Origin of the sequence: Sphingobacterium sp. BIGb0165, from assembly GCF_024810095.1 — a bacterium.
GTDB lineage: Bacteria > Bacteroidota > Bacteroidia > Sphingobacteriales > Sphingobacteriaceae > Sphingobacterium > Sphingobacterium detergens.
Genome location: NZ_JANUEB010000001.1, coordinates 160,873 through 182,995, shown reverse-complemented (window position 1 = coordinate 182,995; position 22,123 = coordinate 160,873). Strand labels below are relative to the sequence as shown.

At 38.9% G+C, this 22,123-nt stretch carries 22 protein-coding genes; 8 read left to right on the top strand and 14 right to left on the bottom strand.

The features are described from left to right. Positions 1–55 precede the first annotated feature (55 nt). The gene (locus M2408_RS00810; RefSeq protein ID WP_259178403.1) at positions 56–634 is read left to right on the top strand and encodes a GNAT family N-acetyltransferase; all 579 of its coding nucleotides are present in this window, start codon (positions 56–58) and stop codon (positions 632–634) included. On the opposite strand, the gene M2408_RS00805 is transcribed toward M2408_RS00810, so the two are convergent. From M2408_RS00805 to M2408_RS00780, 6 genes are all read right to left on the bottom strand, one after another. Then, complete coding sequence (locus M2408_RS00805; RefSeq protein WP_259178401.1) at positions 598–1,164, bottom strand: DUF6624 domain-containing protein; 567 nt, start codon at positions 1,162–1,164, stop codon at positions 598–600. The two genes, M2408_RS00810 and M2408_RS00805, sit on opposite strands and share 37 nt — an antisense overlap. A gap of 88 nt (positions 1,165–1,252) precedes the next feature. Continuing rightward, positions 1,253–2,089, bottom strand: coding sequence for a GNAT family N-acetyltransferase (locus M2408_RS00800; RefSeq protein ID WP_259178398.1), 837 nt, complete (start codon positions 2,087–2,089; stop codon positions 1,253–1,255). A 97-nt stretch (positions 2,090–2,186) separates the two neighbouring features. After that, positions 2,187–2,858, bottom strand: coding sequence for a type A chloramphenicol O-acetyltransferase (gene catA, locus M2408_RS00795; RefSeq protein ID WP_259178396.1), 672 nt, complete (start codon positions 2,856–2,858; stop codon positions 2,187–2,189). A gap of 48 nt (positions 2,859–2,906) precedes the next feature. Continuing rightward, entirely contained in the window at positions 2,907–3,302 is a 396-nt protein-coding gene (locus M2408_RS00790) for a cytidine deaminase (protein ID WP_259178395.1), read from the bottom strand. Positions 3,303–3,321: 19 nt separating this feature from the next. Then, on the bottom strand, positions 3,322–4,251 hold the full coding sequence (locus tag M2408_RS00785) for a GNAT family N-acetyltransferase (protein WP_259178393.1): 930 nt from the start codon (positions 4,249–4,251) through the stop codon (positions 3,322–3,324). Next, a complete protein-coding gene (locus tag M2408_RS00780; protein ID WP_259178391.1) occupies positions 4,227–4,826 on the bottom strand; it encodes a GrpB family protein in 600 nt (199 codons plus the stop codon). Before M2408_RS00780 ends, M2408_RS00785 begins: the two co-directional genes overlap by 25 nt. 575 nt (positions 4,827–5,401) lie before the next feature. Between M2408_RS00780 and M2408_RS00775 the strand changes: the two genes are divergently transcribed. Next, a complete protein-coding gene (locus tag M2408_RS00775; protein ID WP_259178389.1) occupies positions 5,402–6,982 on the top strand; it encodes a fimbrillin family protein in 1,581 nt (526 codons plus the stop codon). 156 nt (positions 6,983–7,138) lie between these two features. On the opposite strand, the gene M2408_RS00770 is transcribed toward M2408_RS00775, so the two are convergent. Next, positions 7,139–7,930: an AraC family transcriptional regulator gene (locus tag M2408_RS00770; protein WP_259178388.1), complete on the bottom strand. Its 792-nt coding sequence runs from the start codon at positions 7,928–7,930 to the stop codon at positions 7,139–7,141. Positions 7,931–8,011: 81 nt separating this feature from the next. Here M2408_RS00770 and M2408_RS00765 point away from each other — a divergent pair, with 81 nt between their 5' ends. Beyond that, positions 8,012–9,067 carry an SDR family oxidoreductase gene (locus M2408_RS00765; protein WP_259178386.1) on the top strand — a complete coding sequence of 352 codons (1,056 nt, stop codon included), beginning with the start codon at positions 8,012–8,014 and terminating at the stop codon, positions 9,065–9,067. An 87-nt stretch (positions 9,068–9,154) separates the two neighbouring features. Here M2408_RS00765 and M2408_RS00760 read toward each other — a convergent pair whose 3' ends face one another. Then, positions 9,155–10,054 (bottom strand): DUF4421 domain-containing protein, encoded by a 900-nt coding sequence (locus M2408_RS00760; protein WP_259178382.1) that lies wholly within the window; start codon positions 10,052–10,054, stop codon positions 9,155–9,157. 239 nt (positions 10,055–10,293) lie between these two features. Here M2408_RS00760 and M2408_RS00755 point away from each other — a divergent pair, with 239 nt between their 5' ends. The 5 genes from M2408_RS00755 to M2408_RS00735 are packed head-to-tail and all read left to right on the top strand — an operon-like array spanning position 10,294 to position 13,542. Beyond that, a complete protein-coding gene (locus M2408_RS00755; protein ID WP_259178380.1) occupies positions 10,294–10,896 on the top strand; it encodes an RNA polymerase sigma factor in 603 nt (200 codons plus the stop codon). Next, a complete protein-coding gene (locus M2408_RS00750) occupies positions 10,893–11,363 on the top strand; it encodes a hypothetical protein (RefSeq protein ID WP_259178379.1) in 471 nt (156 codons plus the stop codon). Before M2408_RS00755 ends, M2408_RS00750 begins: the two co-directional genes overlap by 4 nt. 26 nt (positions 11,364–11,389) lie before the next feature. Further along, complete coding sequence (locus M2408_RS00745; protein WP_259178378.1) at positions 11,390–11,833, top strand: hypothetical protein; 444 nt, start codon at positions 11,390–11,392, stop codon at positions 11,831–11,833. After that, a complete protein-coding gene (locus tag M2408_RS00740; protein ID WP_259178377.1) occupies positions 11,830–12,243 on the top strand; it encodes a hypothetical protein in 414 nt (137 codons plus the stop codon). The genes M2408_RS00745 and M2408_RS00740 overlap by 4 nt, the downstream gene beginning before the upstream one ends. 12 nt (positions 12,244–12,255) lie before the next feature. Beyond that, entirely contained in the window at positions 12,256–13,542 is a 1,287-nt protein-coding gene (locus M2408_RS00735) for a retroviral-like aspartic protease family protein (protein WP_259178374.1), read from the top strand. An 18-nt stretch (positions 13,543–13,560) separates the two neighbouring features. Here the strand turns inward: M2408_RS00735 and M2408_RS00730 are convergent, their stop codons facing one another. From M2408_RS00730 to M2408_RS00705, 6 genes are all read right to left on the bottom strand, one after another. Then, a complete protein-coding gene (locus M2408_RS00730) occupies positions 13,561–14,010 on the bottom strand; it encodes an SRPBCC family protein (protein WP_259178372.1) in 450 nt (149 codons plus the stop codon). Positions 14,011–14,263: 253 nt separating this feature from the next. Further along, positions 14,264–15,379, bottom strand: coding sequence for a hypothetical protein (locus M2408_RS00725; protein ID WP_259178371.1), 1,116 nt, complete (start codon positions 15,377–15,379; stop codon positions 14,264–14,266). A 64-nt stretch (positions 15,380–15,443) separates the two neighbouring features. Next, on the bottom strand, positions 15,444–16,730 hold the full coding sequence (locus M2408_RS00720; RefSeq protein ID WP_259178370.1) for a hypothetical protein: 1,287 nt from the start codon (positions 16,728–16,730) through the stop codon (positions 15,444–15,446). A gap of 221 nt (positions 16,731–16,951) precedes the next feature. Beyond that, a complete protein-coding gene (locus M2408_RS00715) occupies positions 16,952–20,188 on the bottom strand; it encodes a TonB-dependent receptor (protein WP_259178368.1) in 3,237 nt (1,078 codons plus the stop codon). Positions 20,189–20,328: 140 nt separating this feature from the next. Next, complete coding sequence (locus M2408_RS00710) at positions 20,329–21,372, bottom strand: FecR family protein (protein ID WP_259178366.1); 1,044 nt, start codon at positions 21,370–21,372, stop codon at positions 20,329–20,331. Positions 21,373–21,471: 99 nt separating this feature from the next. Next, positions 21,472–22,068: an RNA polymerase sigma-70 factor gene (locus tag M2408_RS00705; protein ID WP_259178364.1), complete on the bottom strand. Its 597-nt coding sequence runs from the start codon at positions 22,066–22,068 to the stop codon at positions 21,472–21,474. Between the last annotated feature and the right edge of the window lie 55 nt (positions 22,069–22,123).

The window sequence follows — 22,123 nt, the reverse complement described above, 5'->3', positions numbered from 1 at the left end:
TCGAAAATTCAAATCATCATTCTGCTTTTGAACATATTTTATTATTTTTACTGTTATGATATCGGATACATTCCCAATTTTAACAACAGAACGTCTTTATTTACGTCAAATCCAAGATTCGGATGCTCCTGCTCTATTTTCTTATTTTTCAAAAGATGAGGTAACATTATATTTCGATTTACCAACATTCCAGCATCTGGACGAGGCTTATGAGCTTGTAAAAACCTGGCAGAAAAATTTTCTGGAAAAAGAGGCTGTCCGTTGGGCGATTTGTTTAAAGGACAGTCCGGATCAGCTCATTGGTTCTTGTGGTTTTCATAATTTTTCCACCGAGCATTTTCGTGCAGAGATCGGCTATGAACTTCATCCTGACTTCTGGCAACAGGGCATGATGACAGAAGCTATTTCCGCTATTATTTCTTTTGGTTTCGACAGCTATAAACTCAATCGCATCGAGGCTTTTATTGACCCTGACAACTTAGCTTCCCGTAGGTTGCTGGAAAAAATGGATCTTGTTTCCGAGGGAATTCTCCATGACTATTTCTTTGAGAAGGGGCGTTTCGTAGATGGTGAAATATTTGCCTTGCTTAAAAAGAACTATAGCCAGCCTACTTCCTTTCGCCAGATCGTATAATCCATATCCTGCTGATCCAAAGTCGCCAGCTGGTCTAAATCATACACGGTATCAAGTTTCATCTGTGAAAGCTCGGGTAGATTCATCCGCAAACGCTGTTTATTAAGGTTCTCTTTGTCCTCAACCGGATAGATTCTACCATCAGCGGTCAGCTGTGTTCCAAAACGCTGTGGTTGGCTCTTAAAATAATGTATTCTATCGTATAAATAAGCTATATGGGCAGGGTTGATATCTTCTTTTTCATTGATCATCAGTTGATAGCAGTGTAGCATGAAATCGGGTTCTGAGATGGCATGCTGCACAATTAACCATGTCGCCTCACTGGCCTTTGCTCCTACTTTTGAAATACCGGGATAACCTATCTCGGCAATTATTTCGCGTAATCGCTTCGCATTATCACGGTGAACGGCCTCCATTGCGGGATGATAGCCCTTTTGAAGTTCCCCCTTCTCGGCCAGTTCGTTCCGTAATAGGAGATCATCGTCTGCTAATCGGACCAGTTCGTTTGCTAACTTTTTGTATAATATCATACCGATTGTCTCTTAATATACTCACAACGAGATGTTATTGTTTGGTCAAATGCCAAGAAAATCCACATTTGTCATGCGAGCACCTGTTTTATAGCAGTTTTATCATTTCAACTTGATTGATGCCATTGACCAATCCCTGTTTTTCCAAAAATAATTTCACATCTTCCGCTTTCGCATCAACGTTGTTGAAACTTATTTTTTCCGCAGGCATTTCTTCTTTAAGGGTCTGAAAAAGCTGCGTTCCAATTCCTTTCCGCCGATATTCGGATGCCACAGCGACTTGGTATATCCGCTTGTTTCCAGGATTAAAAAGAATATAGCCCACAAGTTTGTCGTCGATATATGCTCCTAATGCACTAGGTTGCAAACGATCCATACTCTGTGCCGCGCTTTGCCAACTTGGTAAAATATCCCAAAACGATTGAAATTCCCGCCAGGAGAAATTAGACAGCGACTGGATTCTCACCACATCGCTCACCCTAGCCGGCTGAATAACACCACTAAAACATAGCAATTGTCTATTGATCGAAAAACCACTTTTCTCATAGGCACGGATGGCCGCTCCGTTATTTTCTATTGCTTCCAAAACAACCTGCCTGACCTTGTTCTCGTTAAAAAAAGGGATTAGATAATGATACATTTTCCCCACTAACCCATGCCCCCGGAATTCAGGCAGTACACCCGTGCCACCATTGTAGACCACAAGTTGACGATCTATTTCCCGCAGACCATGTATCATAAATGCGACAAGTTTGTTCTCCTTAAACACAGCAACAGACCAAGTTAACTGAATATCTTCCGTTCTGATTTTCTGTCGCAATTGCTCTATATCGAGTTGAAATGGAACAATATAATCCTTAAAAGCTCCATTAATAGTTTGCAGCAGCTGAGGAATATCTGATTGCGTTAATTGTCGTATTTTCATTGAGCTATCATTTGTTTATTACCAAAAAACAAAACAGTTTGGCGTACAGACAGAATCCAGACAAAAGGACTGTTCTGGACAAGGCGATTTATTAGATTTATACCTGAGATTTAAGAACTGTCCCGATATCCTTACAATATGCTTCCAGTGTCGCAATCAATTTAGCGACATGTATTCCATCACAGACAGCATGATGCACCTGAATTGCTATAGGCATTAAGATTTCATCAGCTTGTTGCTGATATTTTCCAATGGTAAAGGAAGGTGCAAAATAATCTGTAAAGTCGGCAATATGAAGGTTAAAACTATCAAAATTGATCCATGGGATTGCTGAAATATTAAAATGATTCTCCGGGGGTGTCTCCGGAAAAAAACGTAAATCGTCGGCATGTCTTTCGGCAACACGATTGTAATTGTCCATAAACGCTGCAAAATCTTCATCGTATACAGTCGATAGCGCCGAAAAAGTTTCCGTTTCCGGATGCAGCACAGTATATATCGGATTTACATAATCCCAAACAATGAGCTCTCCTTCCTTCATGGCCATCTTAAAAGCGTCATGATTGTTTACGGCCCTTGTAATCAGGTAAATCATGACAGGATAAAATTTATAGCTATTTTCCTTTATAAAAGGAAGCAGGTTAGTGATATTAATTTTTGTCGTGAGGCTAAAGCCGCATTTCATCTGGCTACGATAGACTGAAAAGTGCTCCTTTCGGTTCCAGTCCGCTAAATTTATCTTCTTATAATTTGATCCTATTTTTCCCATTTTATTCCACTAATTATTTAATTTATACCAATTGGCCCATCCTGAAAATCACCAATTCCTATCGAGATCTTCTTTCCAGTCAAAAGGCAGTAATTCCTTTAAGGATTTGAATACTCCATTTTTCACTTCCACGATTGCATCAAGATTAGTCTTGGCAAGCTGGCTTATCAATTCTCTACAACGCCCACAGGGGGGAACGGCATTTCCCGCAGCATCCACAGCAACAAATGCCCTGACTTGAGATTCATGGTGTTTCAGCATTTCAGCAACAGCGCTATGCTCGGCGCAAAAGCCCATGGAGCAAGCCGTATCAATGCTGATTCCAGTATAAATATTGCCGGCCACTGTTTCTATAGCAGCTGCCACACCAGCATATTCAACAAAGTCATTTAATGTTTTTGTACCAGCAAGCCCACTTGCTATTTCTTTTAATTTGTTTGTCATATCTTCCTCCGATCCGATTCTAGGTATGCGATAAGGTCGCCACTTTCATGCGCTCTTCTTCAAAAAACGACAATAGCTCTTGCGTAACAAATAATTGCAGATCGTCTTCTTTCCATATTCGCCATTCGAGACCTTCAGTATGCTTCGGTGTAAATCCAAAAACAACCTCTGTAAACGAAAAATCAGCAAAAGCATTGATCACTGCATTCAGATCAACTTCATTCGTGGAAAACAGTTCTATCATATACAAAATATTATTTTCCACTTGTGCCACGACAGCACAGTTCCATTCCTCAATATAATAAATTGATTCTTTAAATCCCATTGCGGGATAAGCATAGCAATAGAAAAGGGCTAAACCCTTACTTTTAGTTTGAAATTGTGTATTAGAAACAGCCTGTTCCACCAAGTTTTCAACTAGCTTCAGATCCTCGGCATTGTCGAGGTTCAACTTACGTTTGGTCAATACTGTGGTCATATTCGTATTTTTAACGGTTTTAAATGCTGTATATTCCGGGACTGGGAGAAAGTCAAATTTTGGATAAAAATCCAATACCTCATTATTTGCAAATAAAAACATACCTTTAGTTTGATGCACAAAATCCCTACTAATCCGTCGTAACAGAAAACTACTCAAGCCTTGACGCTGATAATTTTCATCGGTCATTACTGTTCCTAGTTGAATTAATTTTTTTCCTTCTTGTTCAAACAGACTTACCGTGGTGTGTGCTACTATTTTATCCTCATCAAATAGAGAATACAAGATGCATTTATCATCCCAAAAACCAGATTGATAATAATTTTCAAAATCAAACTCCCAAAAATGCTGTGTCATTCGATTAAATTCCAACCGTAAGGCTTCATTGTCCTGATAACCAATGTACAGCCTATAGTTTTTATCCTTAATCAGTATATTTTCCGTGATCATTGGGTGCTCTCCTTGTACCATGCTAAAGCGATTTTTTCCTGTGCTTTTAAAAATAGATCTTTCCCCATATTATAATCATTTCCATCCTTCCAATCGAGCTGAGTTAATTTTTCCTTGAGCTCCTGATAGCTTTCCCGGATCATTGGATGTGCGATTAGATAGTCGCGAAATGCGAGGTGTCTTGTCCAATCGGACGAACCTTTTACAAACGCATGCAAATGTGCGATACGAAGGTCATGATCATGCAAGATTGCTGGTATATCATCCCCCATTTTTACGACATCTGGAACAGCAATTTTATAGATAGGTTCTTTCAATAATATAAAAAATCGGCGTTCTGGCCAGTTCTGATTATATTTTTCATAATAAACAATATTCGGTAGTTTCAATAAACCCGGTAACCAGTCTAGATCAGTTTCGTTCTCCACCCCGATCTGTATATCAATGATTGGTTTCGCTGAAAGACCTTCCACCGCAGTACTGCCGATATGATCAATTTGAGGATTTAAGGGTTTCAACAGGAATTGAAGCTCTAGTTTAATGGACTCAAATTGTTTTTTCCATTTTGGATCATGGGGTTCAAAAGGTAATATCATTTAAATAATTGTTTAAAATTCAACATATAGTTTGTTTTATACTAGCCTAATCTATCAAGTTTTTCAGAATGGACAGTGGCTGCTCTGATAGATTGGCTTTACTCCGTAATTACCAATACGTTGAAGCCGATAAAAACAGTAAAACTTTGGAGGCAAAATTACAGCTTTTCGATTTGCAATAAGCATCCATTTTTTTGCCTAATGTGTGCATATTATAAGATTTTACACGTTACAACTTCTTTTTAAAGCGTAAGCTACATCATCACTGATATGGAACACAGCGCCTGTTGTCGCTATGTAGATGTTTCTCTACAGGAAAAACTTCATTCATCAAACAATACTTCTTAAACAAAAAGTTCCATTTAATTTTGCGTCAGAAAAGCATTTGCCATAATCGTTATCATATTACTGACACATAAAAAAATACACAGCTTTTACTTAAATATTTTTGGATAAGGGTATAGCTAAAAGCTTGGTATATAACACATAAAATTTCATTAAAATAAAGAAATCCATTACATAAAATATCTAATTACATGAATTTAAAGTCTTATCGTAATCTGAAAAATATACTAATGCTAACGTGCATTGTACTAACGGGCTCAAGCCTCTACTCTTGTAAAAAGAGTGGTGAAACTACAGATTTAACAGGAGAAACAGTGGTTAAGATCAATCTACAGGGTGTTGAAGCCTATACGGAGGACGAGAGTAACGCTGTTGGTCAAAAGCAGGGATCTACAAAAGCGTCTCTAGCGTCAAACAATACATCAGATGTACAGGAAATGACGGTTCCTTTTGGTAACGGATGCTCCATTGATGTTGTTTTGACAAACAGCTCGGCGGCGGCTGTTAAAAAAGGATTAGTTGCTGCATCGAGCCCAAAAGTTGCAGCTGCACAAGTAACAGAAAAACCACTAGACAAAGATATCAAGTATAAAGTTGTTGTTTATGACAACCAAGGTACTTATGTTACTGAAAAGATCTACAGTTATGGCGGTGAATCAACTGCTGCTGGTATCGCTCTCGACGCAGGGAAAACTTATACCTTCATTGCTTATTCCATCAATAGTACAAGCACAGTACCCAATATCAATAACCAGAACAAACTGTCTTCAGCTAGTTTAGACAATATCAGCGGAGATTTAATGTTTTTTACGGGCAACTTGAAATTGAATACAGGTGTAAACAACTTAAATGTTGTGTTAAAACACCGCTTCAGTCAGATCATCACGACCTTGACAATGGATCCGAACATGACTGGTGCAATCACCAAACTTGAAAATGCAGTCTTCAAACCAAGCCATTCTACAGCGAACTTCAAACTATCGGATGAGGCTCTAACTTACAATGGACTGAACAATGCGGGTGTATTGGCACAATTTCCAAGTTTAGGTACAGGCTTACGTACAGTAGTTAGTTCTCCTTCCCTATTGATCCACCCAGGAACTAGCACTGGAACACTTAACTTAGGAACGCTGACGATCGATGGTGAAACGAAGTCAAATGTTAGTATCCCAAATGTAAAGATCAATCCAGGACAGAAATATGACCTGAAACTTAATTTCAAAACCTGTACACAGAACGTGACAAGTGATGGACTAAACTGGAGTTATCCCGAAACAACTTCTGGTGGCGTAAAAGGAATTAGGAAAGATGGTGTATTCTATGCGAATGGTAAAACGATTGAACGCAGCTTCACCGCACCGGTAGCAGATTATGGTTTTGTATTTGATATTACCGAATTGGACAACGCTTTCAATATGGAGGTAAATGGTGTCAAATTGGCGAAACAAGAAATTCAATTCCAGAATGCAGGCGCATCTTCAACGCAAAATATCCAGTTTGCTGATGGAAGCAAATATGAGGGAACCGACGTTGAATCAAATAGACGAGTTGGCAGCATCTATGGGCTAAAAGGTACAGCAACCAAACCATTGATTAAACTTGTGATCAGCAGAACTGGCCAGGTGACCATGTTCGGTAGCAAGACTTCCGGTGGGGAGTTGTATCCCCTTGTTTTAACCAATGGTAATGCATTCAATACTTTCCCATGGAATGGTACACAAAGTAATGCTGTAAAAGTTACCCAACTTGTTGATGGTACAACCGTGATTAAAGGTACAGGTGCCGGCAAGAAGAAAATACCTTGTAATTAATTATCTGGGTATACATTATAAATACAGCTCGATAGCAAATTTATTACCTCTCTACGATAACAATCATCGTACGATCTGTCAGTAATCGTTTCGAGACTGCATCATAACAAAGCCAGCAAAAAACTTAAATGTTTTTGCTGGCTTTGTTGTTTTTCTTTAGACCTCTTTCCCCAAGATCTTGGTCAGATGACTGACATCTGTCAATCCAAACTCTTCGGCAATTTCTTTTAAAATCATTCTTCCGGCGGCTATGCGTTGCCGAATAAGTGTATTCCGATATTGATGGATATAAGTCCTTATTGTCATACCAACCTGACGTTTGAAATAGGTGCCCAAATAATCAGCAGCAATATTGAAATGAGGAGCCATTACCTGAGATCTCAACAGATTTGGTGTATATATGTTTTTATGAATATAACAAAACATCGCCTGTAGATCGCGACTTCTAGGACCATCCATCTGTAATTCGGGCATATTTCTCGCCAGCAGCATTGAAATGCTGAGCAGCTGATGCCATATTAAATCCTGATTCGCAAAGATATCGTGTTTTAGGGACGCAATCACATTAAACAGCAGACGAACAGTCTGTAGATCAGCTGCAAGAAGTGGGAATCCATGCTGATGAGTTTCCCTGCTTTTTATTAAATACTCCAATTGACGGGTTAAATTACCCGATTCGGCTGTAGTCCGATAGATGTAAGCATCTGTAAATTTTAAATAAATAAAATGCGTCTCCTGCTTGATATCAAAATAGTGATACTCTTCTGGTCCGATAAAGAAAACAGCATCACTTTGATAAGGTACGGCATAGCCATTGATCACATGAGTTCCCTCCCCACTCAAAATAAAGATAAGTTCGTAGTGATTGTGATTATGCTCTGGATGTGTCCAAGCGCTGGATTTAAATTCCGAGATCAGGATAGGTTCAAATTGTCGATAGCGTTCCATTTCAGAAATTTACAAAATTATAGCCGATTTTTACCTCTCTTGGATTCAAAGCAACGCTAATTTTGTTAAAAAGCAATTCATATGGAAACTATAAAAAATACGGCATTGATTGTGGGCGCCAATGGTGTTATCAGCACAAATCTTATTGAACATCTTAGCAGTCTGGGCAACTGGGATATTATCGGGCTGTCCCGTCGTGGCGGGACCGATCATGACCATGTTCATTATGTTGCTGTAGATTTACTGGATTTAACAGACACGGTCAACAAACTAAGTGATTTAACCACTGTAACGCATATCTTTTATGCAGCTTATCAGGACAAGGACAGTTGGGCCGCATTAGTCGAACCTAATTTGAGGATGTTGGTCAATGTAATAACAGCTATTGAGCCCGTAGCCAAATCCCTGCAACATGTTAGTCTTATGCAGGGTTATAAGGTTTATGGCGCCCACCTCGGCCCATTTAAAACACCGGCCAAAGAATCTGATGCTGGTCATATGCCTCCTGAATTTAATACCAGCCAGCTACAATACCTTCAACAGCAACAAATTGGCAAACAGTGGACCTGGTCTGCTATCCGGCCATCGGTTGTGGGCGGAACGACACCTGGAAACCCGATGAACCTTGCACTACTGATCGCTGTATACGCTACTATTTCCAAGAAATTAAATATTCCACTTCGTTTTCCGGGCAAGATTGGTGCATACGACACCTTACTCGAGATGACAGATGCTACTTTATTGGCAAAGGCAACTATATGGGCGGCAACAGAACCTCGAGCGGCCAACCAGGCTTTTAATATTAACAATGGAGATTTATTTCGCTGGAAAGATCTCTGGCCCAAAATTGCAAAATATTTTAACATGGAAGTCGACACGCCCCTACCTCTAAACCTACAAACTATGATGTCCAATAAAGAAAATATATGGGAAGACATACAGAAGCAACAGGGATTGAATTATAATTATCAGGAAGTCTCCGCCTGGGCATTCGGCGACTTTGTCTTCTCCTGGAATTACGACTTTTTTGCAGATGGTAGCAAAGCAAGAAGATTCGGGTTCCATGAGTACATTGATACCGAACAGATGTTTTTTCGGTTATTCGATGAAATGCGGAACAAACAGATCATTCCTTAAAGATAAACCCGTTTCATGGTAGCAATAAAGGCTACGATGAAACGGGAAACCAAGTCGCGCATTTCAAACAGCCAGATGTCCGAAATATTAAAATGAAAAATTAATTTGTCTGGTTACGGACAACTGTAGATTTACATTCGTGACTGTATAGTCTTTTTTTGCCTCAAAAAAGTTCATTTTATTATTGATCATCATTCCATAGGTGAAAGACCAATCCTTCTTGGTATAACTGGCCACTGTCCTGGCCAATACAGTTGGGTATACTTTAAAACGAAAGTTCCTGAAATTTTCGACATCGTTTCCAATGTTAAAACCAATCGTTGTATATGCCGTGATGAGCCAATGCTGCCCCAGAGCCCAGGAATGTACATACCCTCCTTGTGCTCCGACTTGAAGATTGTCGATATTTTGCACAAAATTACCGTCAAACCCTTCAAAATCCCGCAGTTGATGCCAATACACATTGGCTCCTAGCAGGAAGCTCCCTGCACTCTGAAGCTGTCGCTCGCTTCGTTCAAAGGCTGCTTTTAATGAAAATCGTGTGTGATTGAACACATAGGTCTGTTCGAGTCCCATCTGATTGATTTTCATCGCCGGAAAAAGCTTAGTATCCTTTCCATCCATGGCAAAGAATCCCTTATAACGCTGAAAATAGATATCTGTCACAAATTTTCGACCATAGCGATGTACCTGAAAGTCTGTCGAACTCGTTTTACCGTATGTCTTGTCTTTTAATGAAACAATCTTTGTGCCCACAAGAAAATTAATCATTGTATTCCGGATTCCCAATCCCACTCCGATTTTCAAGGGGTTATTCGGTTCAAAAGTTTTGTCTTCAGTGGTCATATTGACCGCACTTGTAGAGAGATAACTCGTTATCCAAGATGCATTGGGATAGGTATAAATAAATGTTGTGTCTATCTCCTGCCCCTTCGTGTAAAGGCAGTATAAACTTAGGATAAAGAGCAGCAATAAATTCCTGCGCATCAGTAATGGGCATAAAGTTTTCAATAGTACAATCTGTATGAATCTATCCCGTGAATATACAGCTTATCTCGTAAAAACAATGAGCTCCTGAGTAGGCCTCATCACAGTCTTTATTTCCAATAAAGAAATCCCATGAAACTAGAAAACAAAACAAACTAAAAATCAGTTAGATAAGTAATTTAAAATATTTATTTTTGAATTATTGCAACCTAAATTTCACTTATGGGTCTTATTTGTCCGTGAACACAGAAACAGCTATACAACGTCAAGCAGACCGGGAACTAGTCTCTCAGATCCTCCAACGGGATCCGCATGCATTCCGCAAGCTTATCGTTGATCATGAGAAGCTCGTCGCGCATTTGGTTTACAAAATGATCCCAGTCGCTGCAGAACGTAGGGACATTATACAGGATGTCTATATTAAAGTTCTCAATAATCTAAGACAATTTCGTTTTCAGAGCAAATTGTCGACCTGGATCGGACAGATTACATATAATACCTGCTTGCATTATCTGCAGAAAAAACGTCCTATCCTCATGGAAAGTTTTTTTGAAAATGCTGATTCGTCTTATACAGATTATAAAATGGTACAAGCGGCCAGCAACGAAACAGAAAATAGGCTTTTTGCGCGCGAACTTAGCCAGACAATAGCACAGGCTGTGGCACAGCTCTCCGCATTATATCAAACGCTGATCGGATTACATTACCAACAGGAATTGAGTCTACAGGAGATTTCTGAAATCACACAATTACCGGAGGGTACCATAAAGTCTTATTTGTTTCGTGCACGCAAGCAATTAAAAGATATTCTACTCAAATCACAAAAAAGAGAGGAACTATGAACAGTACACATTTAACAGAAGAACAATTGCAGGCTCTTGCTGATTCCCCTAACGATACAACAAGATTGGAAATGGATCATATTTCCACCTGTGCAGCATGCAGAATCAAATTTGAAAACTATCAGTTGATCAACTTGACTATCCAAGAATTGCCCATGGCCAGCTTTGATCCTGATCTACCCGATTATATTGTCGGTATGCTAATTCCCCAAAGGGCTCCAATTCATTGGGCAGCCCTCCTTGCGGCAAGCTTAGGTGGTCTATTGGTTACAGTTGCTGCTGTTATCTACGGGAAACAATTTATCACGTTATTTATTCAGCTTCCCGATATTTTACGTTATTTCTTTGCCCTCCTACCGCTTTCTTTAATCAGCGTACAGACCGTACTATCCCTCATCCGATATCGACAAAAAATGAACACAATCATAAAAAAAACAGATTCTTTGCAACCTAAATTGGATTGGTAGGTCTGATATACTATAAAATCAATTGTATGAAACGCATTTTGAACTTAACATTGGTACTGCTTGCAGTCAACATTATGCCGACGATGGCTGCACAACAAGCTGCTTCAGTGATTGCAGATAAGGAAGTTGTTTTTTTCTCGCTCAACGCGATTGCTGTTTTGCTGTCCATCTGGATCGCTTCCTCTTTTTTGCTCAAGCTTATCAAGCTATTCCTAAACGATCGTTTACGTAGAACCCTGATTGAAAGGAATGCACCTTTGGAGATCGTTATCGAGATCCTTCCGAAAGAAAACAATCTTGTAGAACAAGCCTTAAGCTGGTGCTGTGTATTATTTGCCGGCTCAGTCGGACTCACGCTATGCTATTTTACACAACCTCTTGGCTTTCACTCAGCCATTATCCTGAGTATAAGCTTAGCATTCGGTTTGCTCGTCTATTATTTCATCCGTAAACATAAAAATCAATCATGAAAACAAATTACACCCTTATCGCAATAGTTATACTATGTATTGGCTTATTCGTATCTGGTAAAAAGCTATTTGATCAATTTGCTGTAAATCATTCTGAAACAACTGTTATCTACACCGAAGATGGCTCACTCTGTACTTTAACGGCGAGCTTTCCAAAAGCACAATCGGCTTCAATTGGCCAATATATTAAATCCTGGAGCGAAAAAGAGGGTAAAACTTTGGTTTTGTCGGGAGATACGGCGGTATTATCATCCGTCAATGGCCCCCATTACAAGCTCTATATGGATGAAACGAACCTATCAGTCACTGCAAATCGCGATCAGCTTAACAAGGCTTCTTATGCCGTAGTAAAAAACGATTACAAGTTGATTACAGATTTTATTACAAAGGGAATTGAACCGCGTAATTAAAAAATAAAACAGATGAAAATAACAGCACAGCTTCTCGCCCTTAGTTTGAGTTTTGCCGTGTTTATGGTCTCCAAAACTCAAGGCCAACAAAATCTACCTGTGATTCAGGCCAGCAAACCCATGGTTAGTATCCGTGATGGAAAGCTATTAGCTAAGGATGTATGGAAATTAACCCCAACAACGGCACCCGATATTTATTATACACAGGTGCCGAGAGTAGAACGTAAGATCACATTTATTACCGATAAGGATTCCATTTCTTTTACGACTACTTATGGTAAAACCTATGATTTTATCATATTACTGAATGAACGGGATCGTATTCTAACGCGTATATCGGCCAATTATGAGCAACTATTAAATCCGACTGTACAATCTAAGCCAGCGATACACTCGTCGGATACCATTCCCTTTTTTATGAAAAATAGTCGTCTTTATTTTAAGGGAAGCCTCAATGGTTATAAAAACTTGACGATCATGTTTGATCTGGGAGCGGGTATCACCTGCCTCAGTGAGCAATCTCCTGCAAAAACGGCTGTCAAATTTGATGGTCACATCAGTGTCCAGAATACGGATGGAACAAACAATGAGCCCAGTGCCAGTATCAATAGTTTGGAAATTGGTGGATTACGCTGGGATAAAGTTCCGTTGGTACAAATTCGAAATCTAGCGGATGGTGAAGATATGATCATCGGAAATTCACTGTTCCGGGACAAGATTATCGAAGTTGATTACGAGAAAAAGATTATGATCCTAAGCGATCAGATAAACAAAGATCTACAGGGCTATCATGTTCACGATGTTGACTATTTCCAACATCGCCCCCGATTTGAAGTCAATATTAAAGTCGGAGAACAGGATTATCCCTTCCATTTTCTATTTGATACCGGTCGGGATGGCAGTATGCTTATTGGGGACGATTTTACAAATCGTTATGGTCTTTGGAACAAATATCACTCGTTATTTTCTTTTGGCAGAAAAAAGATCATTGTTATTCCGGAGCTCAAAATCGGGAACCAGGTATTTAAAAACATTGTAACCAATGCCAATAATCCCGATTATCCGAATGCCAAGCAAAGCCTATTGGGCAATAAAATATTAAATCAATTTAATTTTATCCTAGATAACCACAGCGGCAAAATATATCTGAAAGCAAACAAATACCAAAACGACAACTACAGCGCATACAATGAGTTTAAGCTGGTAAGGACGTTAATTGTAATTTTGATCATCGGACTGCTGATCTTTATAGGCGATCGTATCCGAAAGTCATATCTTCGAAAACAATCCTCATTATAAACTCTATTTTCACGCTGCCTACATTTCAGGGAACCTATCTCCTACCAGATTAAGCAAAATATTAAATTCCAGATATGCTTTCAGATTGGCCAAAACAAGTGTAAATCCTTCAGTACTATCACGCACCTCAGCGATAAGCTTTTCGGGCGTATCATGTTCGATTTCATTGGTCACGGATACAAAGGTTCCCCCTTCTATCGCCCGAAATTCCCATTCGACAATTGAAGGCCTGTCATAATTGCCCCAGTTGAAAATAATTTTTCGGTTCTCTATGATCTCCAGCACCTCAACATTGACCTTATGGTTATACATCTCCCATTCCCATTCAATAATCTTCCCCTTTTCTAGTTTTCCCGAACTCTTGGTAAACCAGATTTTAGTTGTAATCGCAGGGTCTACCATCGCCTGAAACACTTCAGCGACATCTTTCCGAATAAACATTTCTGCTTTTGCAAAATTCTTCTTCATCGTTTTTATCTAAATACCAATAAATTAACTGTTTTTTTTATTCAGAAACTTAATCAAAGTTTGATCAGTTTCAGGATACGGTATCCTTATTTAAAAATAGTAATTTCCTGATAAACAAAAGATTTTTAATCAACAACCATCAATATCTCAGACCTTGGTACTACTTAACTTGATAATCAATAAACGAAAAAAGCCAAGAATCCTACACAGAGGACTTCTCAACTTTATCTACCAAATTACTTTAGCTCTACAATCATTGAAAGTTAATCCAATTTGTAAGGTACTCGTTGATTGTTGGAGTAACGAAAATCTCATCATAATTAGCTCCTCCAGTCTCTTCAGCAGGCATTATCGTACATATTATTCTTTCACCCGGAAGGAAAAGCATGAAGTCTGGATTAAAAAAATAAAAACTACCATAATTACCAAATCCTAAATTTACTTTTTTCATCGAATTGTTACTGACAAATGCAGGTTCATTGGTTCCTTTTTTTACTAAGTCAAATGTATAATAATCTGACTCAGCAAGTGGAGGTAGTTCCATTGTTACAAAAGATTGATTTGCGGGAGTTGTAAATCGCAATTCAGGGCTTGGTTTTTTGACATCAGTCGTGTTCAAATTCCGAATATAAGCGACTAAATCCACATCGCCACCAATAAACTTAGTTTCGATAGTATTTACATTTGTTAGCAACTTAAAGGTCACAGACATCCCTTTTGGGTTTTTCAAAGCCGGGATAGTCAGATTCTCGACTAGGTCATTCCCCTCAAGATAAAATTTTAGTATTTTATTCGTATCAGCCGCTGTTATTATTTTTGTCAGCAAAATCTCTTTTTCGCCTTTTTTCCTTACTGTAAGCGATCGTTTTTGCTCTTTATTAACGGGTATCGTGAGCGTCTCCAAAGTCGATCCTTCATATGGATTTTTATGGATGATCTGGTTATCCAGATAGAAATCCAGGCCACTGTTTTTGGCCAAAATTTCCAATTTATACTTTATTCCCGAATCATATATTTTTCCATTATCATAAAAAATCCCAAATGGCTGTTTAAAGTTTTCAGCATTTATATTATAACTTTTCAATATGGCTGTTTTCCCTTTCTGGCGAACAGATATATTTTCACCACCTTTTGCAATATTCAATTTAAATGGATTAGGCATTGTATTGAATTCTCCTCTTGTGCTATCAACGACGGTTTCATCATAAATGATTTCCAAGGGAATAGAGCTGGAGCCGCTGAAAGTTATTTCGACAATCTTTGGCGTACTAGTATCAAACAACTCTCCTTTTTGACAAGATGGTAATAGAGGTGCAGTAACTATCAACAAACTCATTAATTTAAATATGGATCTTTTCATATTTTTCATATAAGAACCTAGGTTGACTTATTGGCCAACCTAGGTCTTGTTATACATTTTTTTTAAGCAATGCTTAGTAATTAAATTTTACCCAAGGATAAGCTAAACCGTGTACGAATCCACTTTCATTATAGAACGGTTGCGTCGAAATGCTGAACGTCGGAGCAGTAGTACCTACTGGAGCAACAGTGTTTGTACCAAGGTCTGTGTAACCAGCAGTAGCAGCCAATGTAAATCCAAATAAGGATGATCCTTGAACAGAAGTCAATGAAGGAGTCGCATCGCTATTAATATGCAAACCTGTTTTATATCCTGTAATTTTTGAGTTTACCAATGCTAACTCAGCACCGCGGCGTACCAGTACACCAGATTTAAATCCAGGAGCTGTTATACCTGTTTCATTTTTGGTTCCTACAATACGAACATTATTAAAAGTAGGTTTGGTTTTAGGTAATGCAGTGAATGCGGTTGGATGATTATCAATTTCAGCACCATTTGAATCGCTATTGGTACCACTAGCACTATGTGTAGAAACTTTGTTAGCAAAAGCAATTGAATTTGAAATAGTTCCTTGATACCCCAAATCAAAATCAAACTGGTCATCATCATTTGAGAAAGCAACTAAATCCGATCCATTTACACGACCACCGAAGAATTCAAATCCATCATCTAGTCCCCATGCTACCTCAATTTTGTTCAAGACAGTACCTGACCCTACACCACCAAGGGTTAATCCATTCACTTCAATATTCTCAGCTAATTTATACCCAGCATATTCTATACGTACATTTTTGATTGTACCACTGCTTTCTGTATTGTTAGTAGCACTACTGCTACCATAATAGTATTTTGCCTCGTCAGCTAAACCCTCAATTAATCTTGTTCCAGCAGCGTCGTTAATCTGCGCATTACCTAGAACAATTAGACCTCCAAAATCGCCAGGTTTACCAACAGTCGCATTATCGCCATCCAATAAGTTACGGCTTGTAAATACGATTGGGTTGGTATCTGTACCCTGCGCATTTATCTTCGCTCCTTTAGCAATGACCAATACACCATTTTGTGCACCTGGTGTATTAACAGCTGCTTTAATATATGTTCCAGCTGGGATGGTTAGTGTAGCACCGTTGGTAACAGTAACCACTCCTTTGATTTCATACACATTACTTGCAGACCAAGTAACATTGCTAGTAATATCTGCCGAAATAGTTACAACTGGCAGTGAAGATTGGCTGTAATCTGCTGCTGAAGTACCACGATTATCGAAAGAATCATTTTGTAAAGCGTTATCTTTATTACATGCTGTTAATGAAGTAGAAGCGATTGCTAGAATAGCTAAAGTTTTATTTAGAGTTTTCATTTTTCTATTGATTTGTGTTAAAAAATTATTAATTTGCGGCCAGATAAATGGCAAGTCGACTTGTTTAGTGCCCTAGGCATTCTGCAAGATTTGTTGGTTTTCTTTTTAGGAAGCACATGACTTGTATATGCATTCAAGCGAGAGGTCCGTTTCAGCAAAGCCTTTCGCTTTTTTATTAAAGTCTTCCACTTTATCCTCCTTTCTTTTTTTATTTATCATTGTTAGAATTTATACGTTATTGTTGTTCCGAAGGTTCTTCCAAAGCGCTGTCTGTAGGTATAGAGATCTCCTTCTTCATAATTATCTGTAAATCCAGGTTTAAGCCTTTCAGCATTGCTGAAATCCAGAGAACCATCTTGATGGTCCGGATTTTTTTCATAACTCCCCCTATTAGTATAGAATGCTGATACAGAATTCAATATATTCCCCCCATTGATTCTAATTTCAAGACGTGAATTCAAAAATTTATAGCTCACTTGTGCGTCCAATTGCTCTCTAGGTTGCTCATATTCTGTATCTCGTGGCAACCCGGTAACGAAATATGTTTTCCGACCTGATTTATTATAGGCTAAATTCATCCCAAACCTTTCACCTTGATATTGTATCCCTGCATTCAACAAGTATGGAGTCTGGCCATATAGTGCCCTCTTCTGACGCATCGGAGCCATAATAGTTTTACCTGTAATGGAATCTATGTTATTCGTCATCGCTAACCCTTCAACCTTGGATTGTTGATAAGTAAGATTACCATAGACGCTAAAATTTCGTAAAATAGGTGTATCATGGATAAAGCTTAGGTTTTTTCGTACCTCTAATTCTAATCCAAATACTTTAGCCCAATTAGAATTATTTAACGTATATCTAAAGCCGAAGTCTAAAGTTGGACTCGCTATAAGTTCAGCCGGCTTATCAAAGTATTTATAGTACCCGCCTACCGAGATAATTTCGCCCAATCCTGGAAACCATTCCGTTTTAACATCTATGCTATTAACACGCGTACTGGTAATCCCGCCACTTCCTACTAAACCATCATAATAAGCGCTATAACTAAAAAACTGGCTATTGTCCATCATCTCAGGTCGAACAACCGTACTGGAATAAGCAACACGTACATTGATCGTATTTGTCGGACTATAGGTCAGGTTTGCAGAGGGTAGCCATTGCCAAGTCTTCTCTTTGGGCAGATCAAATGTTCCATATTCATTTTCTTTTAGTGAATTGCTTGGATTATTGATTTCCCTATAACGGTAATACTCGGCCCTTAATCCCCAAACTAACCGCCATTGGTCATTGATCTTGTTGTCAAACATAAAGTACCCTGCATGATTCAAACTCTTTCCAGCATAAAAATTATTTCCCCAACCATCCAACAGCAATAGGAAACCATCAGATCTTACGTTTTCCGGTTTAAGCCAGTCTCCAATGGGCAGATACTTCAATGATTTATCAAAGGCGGTCGAATTGACGACTAAAGGAAGTATTTTCCAATCAAACTGCGATTTTCTTTGGATACCAAAATATCCAACTTTAAGGCTATTTTTATCCGAAAATGATAGGTCAAACGGAATAGTTGAAGCAACATTCCAAGAATAATGTGTTTCATTATTCCTATAATAATGTTTGGAAATTGGTGTAAATCGCGCTTCAGACAATTGGCTATAATCGTAAAGAAAGAACGTATCCCTTCCTATGATTTCAGGGGATTGCGTTGTAATCCCAAGATCTTTCTGTTTACGGTCTATCCCTGTACGCGCTACATTCCATTCCAATTTAATTTTTTCAAACTGATGCTGCCCAGTCAGCTGATTCTGCAATAAAGTCGTAAAAGTAGGATCATCTGCCTCTCGAATTCGATTAGGCATATCGTTAAAATTATTGTCGGCCTCGATCCCTTTTAATCTCGTAAATGAATTATTATATAAATGTGTATAAGTATTACGCGAACTGAAACGATGTTTTCCTATCTGCAACCCCATATTGAGTACACCACCCAGTGTAGTATTAAATTCATATGAATTACCTGAAGCAGCGATAGCTGTATTAGTATTCCAATTACCACGTGCAATCTTTTCGATTTTGGTTATGTTTTGGTTATTACGATAACTTAATGCACCTGTCAATCCAAATTTATTTAGCCCAGATGTATCCAAATTTAATAATCGTCCGATCGTAAATTGATAATTTTGAGACGGCAGTGCTTGATAATTATGGACGGTAAAATTATCGTTTTTAAACCGTAATGTTTGATCGATAATCTCGCCTATCGGAGACTCATTTGACATCGTCTTCAAATTTGATGGAAAATCTCGTCGTCCATCATCAAAACCAAAATAATCGTATTTACCACGTTTACGGCTTAAAAAATCTTTCCCGGTAGACTGATCGTTAACAGACATTCCTGCTCCAAAAGTCATAAAGTTTTCGGTCGGAATATCTTTTGTATTAATCTGAATAAGTCCACCACCAAAACTCGTATTCATATCAGGAGTTATCGATTTCACAACAATGATGTTATCTACAATTGCATTTGGAATCATATCAAAAGAAAAACTTCGTCTTTGAGCCTCGGTACTCGGTAATACGGTACCGTCAAGTGCAGCAGCGTTATAGCGCTCGCCAATACCACGGACAATCACAAATTTATTGTCCATTGTGTTAACACCAGAAATACGCTTCAAGCTCTCACCGGCATTACGATCGGGTGTCAGTGCCATCTGTTCTGCCGAAATACCATTGCTAATCTCGGAAGCATTCTTTTGTCGCGCCAATAGTCCTGAGATGCTGGCTTTTTTAAAGGAAGATGTTACAATCACCTGGCTTAGCGTATTTGCGCTTGCTTTCATGGCGATATTTAAGCTGGTACTCTTCCCATCAACGATTTTAATATCTGTAACCCGCTGACTTTCGTAAGAAATATAGGTGATATCAATGGTATATGTTCCCCCTTTTAATTCGATATTAAAATTCCCTTTGCTATCCGTCATGACAGACTTACCCACTCCCTGTACGATAACCGTGGCTCCGACCAATGGGTCGCCGCTCCCGTCAACAATAGTTCCTATCATTCGTCCGGGGCTTACCGGAGGTGGTAGTTTAAAGAGAACAACGGTATTGTTTCCGGCTGTTTTAAAACCAACGTTACTACTGGCCAAAAGCTGTTTTAATGCAGTTTCCACCGTGTAGTTTTGTGCAGGTAAACTCACTTTGGTCTGCCCGGAAAATATACTTCCATCGTAATTGATCTGCAGGCCAGAAGCCGTCTGCAAATCTCGTAAGGCATTGGTAATGGGTACTGAATTAAAGCTTAGGCTCATTTTTTTCTGAAGTCCCTGTGCATAAACACCATTGAAAACCACAGGAATAAAAAACTGTAATATACCGAAGACTGCCAATAAGATGACCTGCTTCCAAGATTTTGAAAATTTTCTTTTGTTTTGAGAATATATGCTTATATTCATGGAATTCAACGATTTTTTAGTTATTCAATTGATTAGAAATTTGTTTCTCGAACCGTTCTGTTGGTCCAGAGCGGTTCTATTTTCTTTTTTGTTTCTCGTTCGTTGTTATAGCGTTATCCGCTCTTTATGCTATGATTATATCATGGGCATTCCTTCCTCCATAAGGTGATTGAATTTTCGTCATTGATCCGATAGCTAAGTTTACCTCCGCTCATCATTGCTAACTGCTCCATAATCTTCCCGATGGGTTGGTTGTCAAAACTGGCGTTAATACGATAATTATCAAATTTGCACGAGCCCTTGATATCAAAATGAATGCTGTAATAGCGGCTTAATTTCTTTGTTATTTCTCCAAGGTTGGCATTTCGAAAGCTCAGACGGTTTTCTATCCAACTATTAAATGATGCGGGATCCTGACCTTTTTCGACAACGAAATCCATCGTCTGCTGCTCATAAGTCAGGCGCATTCCTGCGGTCAGATCCGCCAGTTTTTTTAATTGGTTTCCCCCATTACTGCTTACACGTACCTTTCCACTGCGCACTGAGATCATCTGATTTTTATCTTTTGGATAAGCATAAATATTAAAGGAGGTACCCAACACTTGTGTGTTCACTTGTCCGGTATGTACAATAAATGGACTGCTGGTATCTCTTTTAACCTCAAAAAAAGCTTCTCCGGTCAATATAACTTCTCGCTTCTGTCCTTTCACAAATTGGTCTGGCCAACGTAAAGTGCTTCCCCCAGCCAGATAAATAATACTACTGTCGCTTAATCTAATCTTTACTTTTTGTCCATCAGGAGTCGTTTTACTCGACCATGCTATGCTTGTGGTTTGCATAGCTTTTTCAGGTTTTTGAAAATAAAACCAACTCGAAACAACTGAAAAGACTAATATTACTGCCGCCGCGTAATACCATTGCTGTACTATCCTGACTGGCTTTCTTTTATTATCTTTTGGAATTTCTTGCAAGATCTCAGCAAACGCGGCCTCCGTCTCAACGGTCTCCTCCCGATAGGCAGGTTCGCCTTCCCACAGATCAGCCATCATCTCTGCGAAGAGCTCCATATGCTCTTCGTCCTGATCTGTCTCCAAATAGTGCAACAGGATCTTTTTCTCCGCCGGGCTTGCCTGCCCTTGTCGGAAACGTTCCATGATGCTTTTGATGTATCCTTTATCTTGCACTTCTTTTTGCTTATTTATCTATAGAAAGACTGGCAAGGGAGGAACAGCTACTCGAAAGAAAAAAAAATATAAATAATTGATTTTAAGAAAAATTGGCACTTAGATCAAGGCCAAAACCAAGCACAAGATACAGCCAAATGCTTCTGGGTAGCTATTATGATAATAGGCTCGAATCTGGCGCATGGATTTTTTGATGTGATTGCTCACCGTATTGGTAGAAATCTGTAGTTGATCAGCGATTTCCTGATGACTCAATCCCTCTTCCCGACTCAGTCGATACACCTTCTGTGCCTGTTGCGGTAGGGCCTCAATCGAACGTGTTAATACCGCATAGCATTCTTGATAGTCGATATATTGTGCGGTAGAATCCTGGTGTTGCTCGACTCTGCTTTGCGTTTCGAGAAAACTATCGTAGCGCAACTTTCTTTTCCAAGTATCGAGCATACTGTACCGTACCATGACAAATAAAAGGCTCTCAATATTTTTGCTGGCATCTATTTTTTCGCGATTTTCCCAGAGCTTGACAAATACCTCCTGCGTCAGCTCTTTCGCACCTTCTTGAGAACGTAAAAACTTGTAAGAAAAGCCAATTACTTTACTACGCATACGAAAATACAGTTCCTGAAATGCGGCCGTATCTCCCTGACGTAATTTGTCCAATAACTGTTCGTTTGTTTCAATTGCTTTCCTTTTCATAACAAGTATATTGATGGTAATGACCCAAAGCTAAACAGCACCTATTAACCCACAG

Bases quoted from the DNA above. Each gene is read 5' to 3' on its own strand.
- M2408_RS00810 (WP_259178403.1), top strand. From the start codon at position 56: ATGATATCGGATACATTCCCAATTTTAACAACAGAACGTCTTTATTTA.
- M2408_RS00805 (WP_259178401.1), bottom strand. From the start codon at position 1,164: ATGATATTATACAAAAAGTTAGCAAACGAACTGGTCCGATTAGCAGAC.
- M2408_RS00800 (WP_259178398.1), bottom strand. From the start codon at position 2,089: ATGAAAATACGACAATTAACGCAATCAGATATTCCTCAGCTGCTGCAA.
- catA (WP_259178396.1), bottom strand. From the start codon at position 2,858: ATGGGAAAAATAGGATCAAATTATAAGAAGATAAATTTAGCGGACTGG.
- M2408_RS00790 (WP_259178395.1), bottom strand. From the start codon at position 3,302: ATGACAAACAAATTAAAAGAAATAGCAAGTGGGCTTGCTGGTACAAAA.
- M2408_RS00785 (WP_259178393.1), bottom strand. From the start codon at position 4,251: ATGGTACAAGGAGAGCACCCAATGATCACGGAAAATATACTGATTAAG.
- M2408_RS00780 (WP_259178391.1), bottom strand. From the start codon at position 4,826: ATGATATTACCTTTTGAACCCCATGATCCAAAATGGAAAAAACAATTT.
- M2408_RS00775 (WP_259178389.1), top strand. From the start codon at position 5,402: ATGCTAACGTGCATTGTACTAACGGGCTCAAGCCTCTACTCTTGTAAA.
- M2408_RS00770 (WP_259178388.1), bottom strand. From the start codon at position 7,930: ATGGAACGCTATCGACAATTTGAACCTATCCTGATCTCGGAATTTAAA.
- M2408_RS00765 (WP_259178386.1), top strand. From the start codon at position 8,012: ATGGAAACTATAAAAAATACGGCATTGATTGTGGGCGCCAATGGTGTT.
- M2408_RS00760 (WP_259178382.1), bottom strand. From the start codon at position 10,054: ATGCGCAGGAATTTATTGCTGCTCTTTATCCTAAGTTTATACTGCCTT.
- M2408_RS00750 (WP_259178379.1), top strand. From the start codon at position 10,893: ATGAACAGTACACATTTAACAGAAGAACAATTGCAGGCTCTTGCTGAT.
- M2408_RS00745 (WP_259178378.1), top strand. From the start codon at position 11,390: ATGAAACGCATTTTGAACTTAACATTGGTACTGCTTGCAGTCAACATT.
- M2408_RS00740 (WP_259178377.1), top strand. From the start codon at position 11,830: ATGAAAACAAATTACACCCTTATCGCAATAGTTATACTATGTATTGGC.
- M2408_RS00735 (WP_259178374.1), top strand. From the start codon at position 12,256: ATGAAAATAACAGCACAGCTTCTCGCCCTTAGTTTGAGTTTTGCCGTG.
- M2408_RS00730 (WP_259178372.1), bottom strand. From the start codon at position 14,010: ATGAAGAAGAATTTTGCAAAAGCAGAAATGTTTATTCGGAAAGATGTC.
- M2408_RS00725 (WP_259178371.1), bottom strand. From the start codon at position 15,379: ATGAAAAATATGAAAAGATCCATATTTAAATTAATGAGTTTGTTGATA.
- M2408_RS00720 (WP_259178370.1), bottom strand. From the start codon at position 16,730: ATGAAAACTCTAAATAAAACTTTAGCTATTCTAGCAATCGCTTCTACT.
- M2408_RS00715 (WP_259178368.1), bottom strand. From the start codon at position 20,188: ATGAATATAAGCATATATTCTCAAAACAAAAGAAAATTTTCAAAATCT.
- M2408_RS00705 (WP_259178364.1), bottom strand. From the start codon at position 22,068: ATGAAAAGGAAAGCAATTGAAACAAACGAACAGTTATTGGACAAATTA.